At 37.8% G+C, this 13,010-nt stretch carries 15 protein-coding genes; all 15 read left to right on the forward strand.

Features of this window, described 5'->3' with window-relative positions; all coding sequences use genetic code 11:
• Positions 1-471, forward strand: coding sequence for a chemotaxis protein CheW (locus ABDZ53_RS10745; RefSeq protein ID WP_343756404.1), 471 nt, complete (start codon positions 1-3; stop codon positions 469-471).
• A 17-nt stretch (positions 472-488) separates the two neighbouring features.
• Complete coding sequence (locus ABDZ53_RS10750) at positions 489-971, forward strand: chemotaxis protein CheD (RefSeq protein ID WP_343756407.1); 483 nt, start codon at positions 489-491, stop codon at positions 969-971.
• A gap of 23 nt (positions 972-994) precedes the next feature.
• Positions 995-2,008 carry a protein-glutamate methylesterase/protein-glutamine glutaminase gene (locus ABDZ53_RS10755; protein WP_343756409.1) on the forward strand — a complete coding sequence of 338 codons (1,014 nt, stop codon included), beginning with the start codon at positions 995-997 and terminating at the stop codon, positions 2,006-2,008.
• 4 nt (positions 2,009-2,012) lie between these two features.
• Positions 2,013-2,792, forward strand: a complete 780-nt coding sequence (locus ABDZ53_RS10760; RefSeq protein ID WP_343756411.1) for a CheR family methyltransferase — start codon at positions 2,013-2,015, stop codon at positions 2,790-2,792.
• Positions 2,793-2,810: 18 nt separating this feature from the next.
• Positions 2,811-4,802, forward strand: coding sequence for a chemotaxis protein CheW (locus tag ABDZ53_RS10765; protein WP_343756413.1), 1,992 nt, complete (start codon positions 2,811-2,813; stop codon positions 4,800-4,802).
• Positions 4,795-5,391: a chemotaxis protein CheC gene (locus tag ABDZ53_RS10770; protein ID WP_343756415.1), complete on the forward strand. Its 597-nt coding sequence runs from the start codon at positions 4,795-4,797 to the stop codon at positions 5,389-5,391. Before ABDZ53_RS10765 ends, ABDZ53_RS10770 begins: the two co-directional genes overlap by 8 nt.
• Positions 5,392-5,405: 14 nt before the next feature.
• Positions 5,406-5,768 (forward strand): response regulator, encoded by a 363-nt coding sequence (locus ABDZ53_RS10775; protein ID WP_343756417.1) that lies wholly within the window; start codon positions 5,406-5,408, stop codon positions 5,766-5,768.
• Between the two features lie 72 nt (positions 5,769-5,840).
• Positions 5,841-6,254, forward strand: a complete 414-nt coding sequence (locus ABDZ53_RS10780) for a chemotaxis protein CheW (protein ID WP_343756419.1) — start codon at positions 5,841-5,843, stop codon at positions 6,252-6,254.
• Positions 6,251-7,255 (forward strand): flagellar motor switch protein FliM, encoded by a 1,005-nt coding sequence (fliM, locus tag ABDZ53_RS10785; protein WP_343756421.1) that lies wholly within the window; start codon positions 6,251-6,253, stop codon positions 7,253-7,255. Before ABDZ53_RS10780 ends, fliM begins: the two co-directional genes overlap by 4 nt.
• Entirely contained in the window at positions 7,248-8,333 is a 1,086-nt protein-coding gene (gene fliY, locus ABDZ53_RS10790) for a flagellar motor switch phosphatase FliY (protein WP_343756423.1), read from the forward strand. Before fliM ends, fliY begins: the two co-directional genes overlap by 8 nt.
• Positions 8,334-8,675: 342 nt before the next feature.
• Entirely contained in the window at positions 8,676-8,954 is a 279-nt protein-coding gene (gene flgM, locus ABDZ53_RS10795; RefSeq protein WP_343756425.1) for a flagellar biosynthesis anti-sigma factor FlgM, read from the forward strand.
• Between the two features lie 6 nt (positions 8,955-8,960).
• Positions 8,961-9,326 (forward strand): flagellar export chaperone FlgN, encoded by a 366-nt coding sequence (gene flgN / locus ABDZ53_RS10800; RefSeq protein WP_343756427.1) that lies wholly within the window; start codon positions 8,961-8,963, stop codon positions 9,324-9,326.
• 12 nt (positions 9,327-9,338) lie between these two features.
• Entirely contained in the window at positions 9,339-10,832 is a 1,494-nt protein-coding gene (flgK, locus tag ABDZ53_RS10805) for a flagellar hook-associated protein FlgK (RefSeq protein ID WP_343756429.1), read from the forward strand.
• A 3-nt stretch (positions 10,833-10,835) separates the two neighbouring features.
• On the forward strand, positions 10,836-11,744 hold the full coding sequence (flgL, locus tag ABDZ53_RS10810) for a flagellar hook-associated protein FlgL (protein WP_343756431.1): 909 nt from the start codon (positions 10,836-10,838) through the stop codon (positions 11,742-11,744).
• A 222-nt stretch (positions 11,745-11,966) separates the two neighbouring features.
• Positions 11,967-12,842 carry a flagellin Hag gene (hag, locus tag ABDZ53_RS10815; protein WP_343756432.1) on the forward strand — a complete coding sequence of 292 codons (876 nt, stop codon included), beginning with the start codon at positions 11,967-11,969 and terminating at the stop codon, positions 12,840-12,842.
• Positions 12,843-13,010: the final 168 nt, after the last annotated feature.

Below are 13,010 nucleotides of genomic sequence, written 5' to 3' on the forward strand. Positions count from 1 at the left end.
ATGAATCAACATCTTTTATTTAAAGCAGGCGGTCAAGTTTGCGGCGTGCCCATAAATGAAACAGATAAAATCATTGCTTTAGAAAAAGTGACTCCCATTCCAGATGTTTCTTCTTATATTACAGGTCTGCAGGATGTCGACGGAGACGTAACAGCGATCATTGACTTATCGGATAGGTTTTATCAAAAACCGATTGCTAGAATAGAAGATTCCGAAGTCATTATCGTGAATTGGAAAGAAAGAAAAATCGGCTGGCTCGTTGAAGAAGTGACTTCTGTACAAGCCTATCAAACAGAAGACTTTATAGAGAAAGATTCGGAGTCCGTTGATGGATTGTCTACAACTTATATTACTTCATTTGTTCAGACTCAAGAGGATATTATACCTATCATAGATCCTCACTCTTTATTTTCAGATGAAAAAGAAGAAGAAATAAGAAAACTACTTTCAATAGCTGTGGTGAAAGAATAACTGAATAGGAGAGTCACATGTCTGAGCAATTAAAAGTAGGAATTTCTGATTATAAAATTGCGCAAGCCCCTAATGAATTAGTCACTATAGGACTTGGGTCTTGCGTAGGGATTGCCCTTTATGCGCCAAAATCAAAAGTGGGTGCTCTTAGTCATATTATGTTACCTGATAGCGCAACATTCTCTGATACATCTAACTGGGCTAAGTTTGCAGACTTAGCCCTCCCAGCTATTGTAAAAGAGTTGAAAGACAAAACTAATGAAACAGCACTGTTAGCTAAAATAGCTGGAGGGGCAAGCATGTTTTCTTTTAGTCAACAAGCCAGTAGTTTACAGATTGGCAGAAGAAACATAGAAGCCGTCACGACTGTTTTAAACAGTTTAGGTATTCCTATTATATCTGAACATGTGGGAGGTCAGATGGGAAGGTCCATGTTTGTTGATCTCCAGACATTTGATGTACGGATACGAATGGTCAATAGAGAAGAATTTATCGTTTAGAAAGGTATTAGGTTAGTTGAAGCATGGCAATTAAAGTAGTCATAGTCGATGATTCGGCTTTAATGAGAAAAATCGTTACACGTATATTAGAAGATAGTTCAGATATTGTCGTGGTGGATACTGCTCGTAATGGAGTGGAAGCTTTAAAAGTGGTTGAAAAATCTCAACCGGACTTAGTGATTCTGGATGTAGAAATGCCTATGATGAATGGGATTGAAACATTAAAAATCCTAAAAGAAAATTCCTCCATACCTGTTATTATGTTTAGTGCCAAGAGCAACCATAGCATCACTATTCAAGCCCTTGAATTAGGAGCTGAGGATTTTATTGAAAAACCACTAAACATAAAAGAAAACTGGGATGTCTTTAAAAAAGATTTGGAGAAGAGAATCAAAATTCACTTCCTGAATGAGAAGAAGCCATTTGTTTCCACTGAGCCGACAAACTTTTTACCTAAAGAATTAGTCCAAAAGAAAGAATCACTCAAAGCTATTGTAATAGGAGCCTCAACAGGAGGACCTAGGGCTCTGGTCTCTTTAGTTAAAGCCTTACCTGAGAACCTTACTATCCCTGTATTTATAGTTCAGCACATGCCAGAAGGGTTTACGGCTTCTTTTGCACAAAGACTCAATGATTTGGCAAAGGTAGAAGTAAGAGAAGCCAGTCATAATGAACCTATTCAGTCAGGAACCGTTTATTTAGCTCCTGGTGGAAAACACATGACCATTATGGAAAAGAGACTTCTCTTAAATGATAATGAAAAGTTACATGGTGTAAAACCAGCCATTGATTATTTGTTTGATAGTGCAAGCATTCAATACCAGGATGGCCTGTTAGGCATTGTCTTAACAGGAATGGGAAGGGATGGAGCAGCAGGTTCGGGTATTATTCGAGAAGCCGGTGGATATATCATTACGCAAGATAAGGCAACGTCTGTTGTGTACGGCATGCCGAAAGTAGTAGTAGAAAGAGGCTATTCCAATCAGTCGAATAGTCTAAGTGAAATTGCCGATATTATAAAAGAAATGACAAGGTGATTATATGGACACACAAAATTACGAATATTTCTATGATTGGGTCTTCACTCATTTGAATATTCAGCTCGACGCTTATAAAGAAAAGCAATTGAGAAGACGCATCTTTACAATCATGAAGCAATCTGGTGCCCAGACACTAGAGGAATACGCAGCTTTGATTCATCTAGATAAAGGAGTCCGCCAAAAGTTTTTAGATTATATCACCATAAATGTGACAGAGTTCTTTAGAAACAGAGATTTGTTTGATAATTTTGAAAGATTGCTTCAAACAAAATTATCTAAAAGATTTGATTCCATTTCAATCTGGAGTGCGGCTTGTTCCATAGGTGCAGAACCGTATTCTTTAGCCATGATTATGAAACGAAACAACTTACCGTTAAAGCAAGCTATCTTAGCAACGGATATCGATGAAACCATTTTAGATAGAGCTAAACAAGGCATTTTCAGAGAAAACGAAGTGAAAAACTTATCCATTATTGATAGGGACAAATATTTTGTTGAAAAAGACAATCGATTTGAACTAGATGAAACGATTAAAAAAATGGTACACTTCAAAAAGCACGACCTGATTTTAGATACATACGAAAAGAATTTTCATGTCATTGTTTGTCGAAACGTCACGATTTACTTTAAGAACGAGACAAAAGAAGACATCTATAGACGAATGAGTGCTTCTTTAGTAACGGGTGGACTTCTCTTTACGGGAGCCACAGAAACCATTTATCAACCAGAACAATATGGTTTAAAAAAAGTAGCGTCATTCATATATGAAAAAGTAGATTAACCCGAAAGGAGGCTTAAAATGGAAGATAATAGTGCTTATCGTGATTTGTTTTTTGAAGAAACAGATGAAAACCTTGCTATACTGAATCAAGAAGTGCTTCAGCTGGAGCAGAATCCCAATGACAGTCATATTATTGATGCGATATTCCGTGCGGCTCATACGTTAAAAGGAATGGCCGCCACTATGGGATATGAGACGATGACTCATTTAACTCATGCTGTTGAAAATGTCTTTGAACAAGTTAAAAGTGGGCAGTTAAGTGTCGATACAGATCTTGTATCTTTAATATTTGAAACACTTGATACCCTCTCTGATATTGTTGAAACCATTCGGATGGATTCAGATACGGACATTGATATATCCTTACTTGTTGAAAGACTTGAACAGGTGAGTACACCTGACTTACAAGTGGTTGAAGAGGCAGCTAAATCAGAAAAGGCCTATGATTTCCCCGTTCTAGAAGAGTCAGACAAAGTAGCCATTGAATCAGCTGAAAACAGCGGATATACCCTATTTAAAATAGGCGTGCGTGTGGAAGAAGAGAGTATGATGAAAGCGGCTCGTGCCTTCCTCGTTATCAGTAAATTAGAGCAGCTGGGAGATTTCGTTCAAATGAAACCTAGCGCTGAAGAACTGGAACAGGGGGAGTTGGAAGACTCTTTCGCTCTATATTTATTAAGTAAAGAAGACAAAGCGAGTATTTTAGACCATGTCTCAGACAGCAGTGAAATTGAAGAGGTATGGATTGAAGAAGAAAAGAGTACCGATTCTTCTGAAAGTGTAGAAGAAAAGGTGGTCGAGAAGACTGAAAGGGTGAAGGAAAAGGTTCAAGCGAAACCGACTCACTCATCATCAGTTAACCAGACCATCCGAGTCGATTTATCACGATTAGATCAATTTATGAACTTGGTTTCAGAATTAGTTATTCACCGGACTCGTTTAGAAGACGTGTCGATGAAACAAAACTTGAAAGAACTGGAAGAACCCCTGTCACAAGTTGGACGCCTGACGAATGATTTACAGGACTTAGTCTTGCAGTTACGTATGCAAAAATTCAGTGTGGTGACGCAGCGCTTCCCGCGTATGATGCGTGACTTAACAAATGAATTGAATAAAGACATCAATTTCGTGACAGAAGGGGAAGATACCGAACTGGACCGTACGGTTATCTCTGAAATAGGGGAACCTTTGATTCACCTTTTACGAAATGCAGCGGACCACGGCATTGAGCAACCGGAAGAAAGAGTAAAAATAGGCAAAGATAAAACCGGTACGATCAGGCTGTCAGCCTTTCCTGAAGGGAACCGGGTGATTGTCACGATTACGGATGATGGGAAAGGGTTAAATCCTCGTCATCTGGAAGAGAGTGCAAGGAAAAAAGGCATTTCAACTGAAGGCTTAAGTGATGAAGAATTGCAACAGCTCATTTTCCATCCTGGATTCTCCACTGCGAATGAAGTCACAGGGATTTCAGGTAGAGGAGTTGGAATGGATGCCGTTAAAGAAAAGATCACGCGATTAAATGGATCGATTGAAACTATAAGTGAAGTGGGTAAAGGGACAACCTTTAGAATCACTTTGCCATTAACTCTCTCTATTATTCAGTCTTTACTGGTTAAAGTATCAGATCATACTTTTGCGATACCACAAGCTGTTATTGAGAGCGTGAATCACTTTGAAGAAAGTGAAGCTATTTCTGTTCATCAAAAAGAAGTCTACCAATATGAGGGTCAGACGATTCCACTTGTTCGCGTATCAGAAGTATTGGGCTTGCCAGAAGGAAATAAACAATCCCAACATATTATCGTGGTACAGTCTGGTGAACGTTTTTATGGATTAATCGTCAATGAATTGATTCACCAAAGAGAAACAGTCATTAAAAATTTAGGGAAAGAAATCAGTCACATCCCTTATTACATTGGAGCGACCATATTAGGGGATGGCAGCATCAGCTTAATATTAGATGTATCAGCTGTATGTACGCGAAAGAAGGTAAGCAACCGTGGTTAATGAGAAACAATTGCTCAGATACGATGCCTTACAAGAAATTGCAAACATCGGCGGGGGCCATGCCGCAACAAGCTTGTCCAAGATGATTGGGAAAAGAGTCGGGATGGATGTGCCATTCTTACGCTTACTTCCTTATGATGAGGTCTTTGCAGGAATCCAGTCAGACGAAACGGTCGTCAGAGCCGTCTTATCTGAAGTAGTCGGACAAGAATACGGTGTGTTTTTATTCGTTATCCCTTTAGACGAATCGGATAAATTGGCTGAACTATTATTGCCCGAAGAAGTCGCTATTGATTTTGAATTGGCCAATTCGGCTATAAAGGAATTGAGCAACATACTCGTTCAGTCCTTTCTTCAAGCGGTTATGCAGATGATTAATAAGCCATTGATTGCTTCCTTACCATCCTTGACAGTGGATCTATTTGGATCAATTTTATCCAGTGTCTATATGGAGCAATATCAATTTAGTGATGAAATATTTATAATGAAAAACAAATTTTATAGTATGGGTCATGTCATTGAAGGCAGTTTGTACTTCGTGCCTAAACCGACTGTACTAGAAAAATTATTAGATGAATTAGGAATATAATTGGAGGACTTAACATGAGTAAACGAGTATTAATAGTAGATGACGCAGCATTTATGAGAATAAAATTGAAAGACATCTTAGAAAAAAATGGGTATGAAGTTGCGGGAGAAGCTCAAAACGGAAACGAAGCCGTTGAGCGCTACAAAGAAGTGAAACCTGATCTCGTCACAATGGATATCACTATGCCAGAAAAAGATGGCGTAGAAGCCTTAAAAGAAATCAAAGCCATTGACAAAGATGCAGTTGTCTTGATGTGTTCCGCTATGGGTCAGCAGACCATGGTAATGGATGCAATTCGTGCAGGGGCTATTGATTTCATCGTCAAACCGTTTGATACGGAACGTGTTATCAAAGCATTAGACAAAGCCATTTCATAGTAAAAGGAAAAAATTCAGAAAAATGTCATAAACTAAAAATGAGAACGGAATTTAACAAGGGGGACGACCAAGATGCAACTCATTGTATTTAGATTAAGAGAGCACTTATACGGCTTTACGACTGAGAATATTGAAGAAATTACACCTGTTTTAAAAGAAGCACCGATCCCCCAAAGTCCGTCCTGGGTTAGAGGATTAATTAACTTAAGAGGTCAGATTATGACTCTTTTAGACCTCGATGTTCTCTTGAACGGGTTTAGTCCTTCACAAGAGCTATGGTATACTAATACAGTCATTGTAAACACAGAAGATAACCCAATCGCCTTCATGACTGGAAAGGTCATTGGTGTGACCGATATTGAACCTGAAGAGATTCAATCGGTAGAGGACTCTAGTCTGATAACTGGGTATGTGGAAGCTTACAATGAACTAGTCAATATTATTGATGTCCATTCTATCTTGAAGGAGAAAGAGGAATTGTCGTGAGCCAACAAGTATTATCCCAACAAGAAATAGATGAACTGTTGGATGCCATGGATAACGGGGAACTGGATACAGAGGAACTGTCGGAAGAGGTTGCGGTTTCTAAAATCAAACCCTATGACTTCAGACGTCCCGTCCGCTTATCAAAAGAATACCTGTCTACCATCACGATGGTATTTGAGGACTATTCTAAACTGGTATCTAACTTGTTATCTACGCAATTAAGAAAACCCATTGACGTGAAAATAGCGGCCATTGAGCAAGTATCCTTTGATGAATTTGTTCACTCCGTTCCTACTTTTACACTGATGGGAGTCTTTCAAAGTACGCCTTTAAAAGGCTACCAAATTATAGAAATAAACCCACAATTCAGTTTACAGATTCTGGAATTGCTATGTGGGTACACTGGGGTCTCTTTAGAAGACGCCACTGGAAACAAATCGAGCTTTACAGATATCGAAATGTCTATTTTAGAAGGTGTCCTATCCTCTCTGATGCGTTCATTTGAAACAGCTTGGAAGGATATTAAAGAAATTGAAACAGAAATCGTGGATACTGAAACTAAGCCACAGATGCTTCAGGCGATGTCGCCTAATGAACCAGTTATACTAGTCACTTTTGCGGTCACTATAGAGAATCAGCGTACATATATTAACATGTGTATCCCTTATATTTTCTTTGAAGATATATTAGATAAACTGAGTTTTAAAAACTGGTTCCACTCTGGAAAAGAATCGGATTCATCCGAAAGAGGACAAATCGCTTCAAACTTAAATCAAGTCGCAGTTGAAGTTGAAGTCGTTTTAGGAGAGTCTCAAATGACTGTGTCAGACTTTTTGGGAATGGAAGTAGGAGATATCATTCAGTTGGATGATAAAACGTCTAAGCCGTTAACGATGTATGTAGAAGATAAACCTTACTTCAAAGTGAAGCCAGGAAAGATTGATAACAAACTAGCTGTAGAGATATTAACATTTACGGGAGGAGAGAGTGATAATGAGTGACCAACTCACACAAGAAGAAATTGACGCCTTGTTAAATGGGACCGCACAAGCAGATGAACCAGCTGCTTTAGAAAACCCATTAAGTCAAGATGTTGAAGATATTATCGGAGAAGTCGGTAATATTTCCATGTCACAAGCCGCAACCACACTTTCTCTATTATTAAATCGAAAAGTGAAAATTACAACACCGAGAGTAAAAGGCTTAACCTTAAAAGAAATTATCGATGAAAGCGTCGCACCTAAAGTAGTGACTTCTATTGCTTTTAAAAAGGGTCTAGTCGGAAACAATGTTTTAATGATCGATGTCAATGATGCCATTATCATTGCGGATTTAATGATGGGGAACGACGGAAGTAATGTAGAGGGTAAAGAATTCACAGAATTGGAACTCAGCGCGGTATCGGAAGCCATGAACCAAATGATCGGAGCGGCTTCGACGGCTATGGCCACCATGTTTGACCGTCGAGTAGATATCTCCCCACCTGATGTAGAGGTATGGGAAGACAGTGACAAACTCTTTATGGAAGCCCCGGATGAAAACGAAATGGTCTGTATGACATCCTTCCATTTAAGTGTAGAAGGTCTACTGGAAAGTGAAATCATGCAAATTTTACCTTTAGATACCGTAATGGAAATCGTGGATATTATGATGGGTGACGAAGCTGAAGTCTTAAATGGGAGAGATCAAGTCGTGAATGAAGACAAACATGATTCTCAAGAAACTCAACCAGAAACTCAGTCTCAAGCAACTCAAGAAACAGTTTCTATTCAAAACCCTAAATTCCAAGATTTAGAGAAAAACACAATGAAAAATGCGCCACGCAACTTGGACTTAATCATGGATGTCCCTCTTGATTTCAGTGTGGTTCTAGGAAAAAGTCAGAAAACCATTAAAGATGTGCTATCCTTAAGCACAGGTTCTGTGGTCGAATTGGATAAAATGACCGATGAACCTCTAGAAATTTACGTAAACGGTAAATTGATTGCGGAAGGAGAAGTCGTTGTTATTAACGAAAGCTTCGGGATTCGCATTACAAATATCTTAAGCAAGGAACAACGCGTCAAACATTTAAATTAATATACGTTTAAAAGCAGAGAGTTCACTCTGCTTTTTTTGTTGTCAAAATTAGCTGACATTTAAATAATGACTAATAGTCTCCATACGTAAATAATAGAGTAAAGAAGGAAAATTTATATTATGACTTAATAAAAGAGGAGTGAACTATCGACAAGTTCATGTCAGGTACTCTAAAAGGGTTTTAATACAGTCGTCTTTTAGGTATACTAAGCCTAGTTTTATTTTTTTAGATTGTATCTTAACTATTATGAGTTACAACCGATAATAAGATTAGAGTACCAATATGAATGCCCCATACTTATATAAAAACTTTAAAAACTCAGGAATATAGGAGTGAAAAAAATGAAAATCAATAAATATAATTCAATCGTAACGAACTTAAATCAAACTAAACAAACAGCTAAAGAAGTGGAAAAAGAAACAGCTAAACCAGCTGCTAAAGAGAACGTTCAAGTGAGTATCTCTAAAGAAGCCCAAGCTTTATTGGACGCAGACAAAGCCACTTTCTCTGCACGCGTTGATTCTATCAAAAGTGCCATTCAAAATGGTGAATACGAAGTGGATGCTTCCAAGATTTCACAAGGATTAGTGAAGAAGCTGCAAAAACAAAAGGAGATTTAATCACCCATGTCTAAAACACAAGAAATACTCTCTCTACTGACTGAACTAAAAGAACTGCTTATCAGAGAAAAAGAAATTCTAATTGCGAATAATGGAGAAGCATTACTAGAGCTGCTCCCTAAAAAAGAAAGCTTGATGATACAGCTAGCCGAATTTGATGAGGAGAACGTTGAGGTTGGAAAGCTCAGCGTTCTTTCTCATGAAATTAAAGCTCTTCAAGAAACTAACCTGACTTTAACAGAACAATCCATTCAATTTACTGAAACCATGATGGATTACATTAAAAAAGCAGCGAACAAACAACAGACGTATTCTAAAAAAGGGACCTATGAATCCTCTAAAAAGAGTGCGCTTCTGGATCAATCATTATAAGGAGTACGACACATGAGTGGATTATTTGGAACACTAAATACAGCTACAAAAGGTCTACACGCTCAACAGAATGCTTTGCAGACAATTGGCCATAACGTTGCCAATGCCAATACAGTGGGTTACACCAGACAGCGTGTGAACATGCAAGCAGACCTTGCGACCAGTATTCCTGGTATCGGTCAAATCGGAACAGGAGTCCGAATCAGCGGCATTAGTCGAGTCAACGATGAATACATAACCAATCAATTAAGAGAAGGACAGGCTAAAACTCAAACACACGAAACCTTGTCTGATATTATCGGTCAGTTAGAAGCTGTCTTTAACGAACCCTCAGACACAGGTTTGTCCAACCAGATTTCTGAGGTATTCAATGCTTGGACGTATTTAGCATCAAACCCTGAACAAGATTCCGCTCGTACCATGTTAGTTCAAACGAGTGAAACCTTTACTGACGTGATTAACCACATGGCTAATTCCATGGAAAGTTTACATAAAGCAACCGTCACTGAATTAGATAAAAGTGCACTGGATGCCAATTCAACTTTAGAACAACTTGAACAGTTAAATCATCAAATCTGGCAGGCTTCTGTTAGAGGCTTTACACCTAATGACTTGCTTGATAAACAGGATCAGCTATTGCATGACTTATCCGGTCAGGTTGATATATCTGTTGAAAAGGATAAATACAATCGTGTGTCTGTTTCAGTCGATAATCAAATGGTACTAGACAGCAGTTCACGGAAAGAATTGGCTATAGTCGTTGGTCATAATGACGAAGGACAAGCTCTGTTTTCAAACGGTGATGCTTTAGATGGAGACTTTGAAGTTGGACAATTGTTTGTTCGCACACCAGGAGAAGATAGTAATACGTATACACAAGTGGATGCAAACCAAGGTTCCATAAAAGGAACCCAATTGTCACTTGAAGTCATTGAAAATATGCAAAGCGAGTTAAATGAATTTGCTTCAGCCTTTGCGAAAGCAGTGAATACTATTCACAGTGACGAAGGAAATGGGCGAGACTTTTTCACATTAGAACCAGGAAATGCCGCTTCAAGTATTAAAGTCGCTTCTGAATTAAGAGAGAACTCTAGTTTAGTTGTTTCTGGAAGAGATATGAATAACGCTTTATCAGGAGACGGATCGCGAGCCCAAGCTATTGCTTCTTTGCAGCATAAGACCTTAGCAGCTGATTCAGCAGTGTGGAATTACAACTCAGATGATATGACCTTTGATTCCAGCGCGACAGGCTCTACTTTATTTGGACGTTACAATAGTTTGGTCACTGAGATGGGTATTATCAAACAGCAATCAGATAATATGTTAGATACTCAAAACGGATTAATGAATTTACTGACTCAGCGTCGTGAATCCATTTCTGGAGTAGATATCAATGAAGAAGTCGTCGATATGATTAAATATTCCAGTGCTTTCCAAGCGAACTCACGTGTGTTGCAAACATTATCTGATATGCTCGACACATTAATTAACAGAACCGGGGTGTAAGACATGAGAATAACGAACTCTTTAATGTCTCAAAGCTTTTTAAGTAATTTAAACAACAACATGACTAATGTTTATAAATACCAAGAACAATTATCGTCGATGAAACAAGTGAGCCGTCCAAGTGATGACCCGTTGAAAGTGTCAAAGATAATTGACTTTAAAAATGAAATCAAGCAAAACCAAACTTATAAAACAACGATAAGTGATGCCATTGATTTTACGAACGTTCAGGACGCAGCGTTAGATAATGCGACCAAGTCCTTGCAGCGCATTTATACTCTCACTCAGCAAGCAGCGAACGGAACATATAATACACAAGATCGTCAAGCAATCAAAACGGAAATCGACAACGAAGTCGAAACCTTGGTGGACTCATTAAACACTAGTTTTGGAGGACGCTACATTTTTGCTGGGCATAACAATACAGAAAAACCATTCTCTATAGAACGTGATGGAGAGGGTAATCTAACTGATATTCATTACAATGGGTCAGCCCACAATACCTCTAAAGAGATTTCAAGAGGAGTAACAGTCGACTTGCAAACAGACGGTAGTATTTTAATGAATAAGCGAGGTGACGAAGATTTAGGGACGGTTCTAAGTGGCTTATTTACTGCATTAGATAATGATGATACTGAAGCTTTAAGTACGGCACTTGGTAAAATCGATCAGGCAATGAATAATACTGTGAATACACGTACACGAATCGGAGCCATTCAAAATCGATTAACTGCAGCCAGTGACCGTAACGAAGCAGAATATCTAAACTTAGAAACAACCTTATCTAATAACCAAGATATTGATTTAGCAGAAACCTATATGAACTACTCAATGGAAATGGTAGCTTACCAAGCTTCACTTAATATGGGTACACGTATATTGCAAACAAATATTTTAGACTATGTAAGATGATATAAAAACGACTAACACTTATAAATGTTGTTAGTCGTTTTTTTGATCAAAGAATCCTCATATTCCGGATATAAATATCATTAATGCAAAAGAATTAAAGATATTTATATAAAAAATAAAAAATAGTTAAAATAGACTTAACTTTTTTAAATACCTCCCGATAGTAAGTTTAGAAGGCAATCAAGCCTTAAAAATATAAACAACAAATGGAGGAATACAACAATGCGTATTAATACAAACACAGCAGCTATGAATACATACTCACGTTTGACTCAAGCAAACGGTGCTAGAGGCGGTTCAATGGCTAAATTATCTTCGGGATTAAGAATTAACAGAGCAGGCGACGACGCTGCAGGATTATCAATTTCTGAGAAAATGAAAAACCAAATATCAGGATTAACACAAGCTACTCGTAATGCTCAAGATGGCATTTCATTAATCCAAACAGCTGAAGGTGCATTGAATGAAACTCACTCAATTTTAAATAGAATGCGTGATCTCACAGTACAAGCATCAAATGATACAAACACAAATGATGATAGATTAGCAATACAAAAAGAAATGGACTCTCTGTCTGCAGAAGTCGATCGTATAGCAAATCAAACTCAATTTAATACTAAAACCTTATTAAATGGTGATTTTGATGCAGGTGGAGGAACTGCTTTATCATTCCAAATCGGATCTAATGATACTCAACAGATTACATTAAATATTGGTAATATGACAGCTCAAGGGTTGGGACTTACAGATGATGCAGAACCAGCTAAGAGTAAATTAGTTGTAAGTGGTGAAACTGAAGAAGATACTCCTTCAGCTAATGATTTCGATGAAGTACTAAAGACAATTGATACAGCAATCAAAAATGTTTCAACAGAACGTGCTAATCTTGGAGCTACTCAAAATCGACTAGAACATACGATTAACAACTTAACAACAACTAAAGAAAACCTATCTGAAGCTAACTCACGTATTCGTGATGTTGATATGGCTGAAGAAATGATGGAGTTCACTAAGAACAACATTCTTTCTCAAGCTTCTACTGCAATGTTGGCTCAAGCTAACCAAATGCCTCAAGGGGTTCTACAATTATTGGGTTAATTTTAACCTAACTTTTAGTTTAACAATATTGAATCGAAGCAGTTCTTTACTGCTTCGATTTTCTCTTACATAGTGATTTTATAAATTATTTTAATGGTAGTGTAAAAAGTTTTATGAAAAAACAAGAAAAAAAGAGAAATACTTCCTCTGATTAACATAAGTGGGAGT

This window comes from Alkalibacterium iburiense, from assembly GCF_039521845.1.
GTDB lineage: Bacteria > Bacillota > Bacilli > Lactobacillales > Carnobacteriaceae_A > Alkalibacterium > Alkalibacterium iburiense.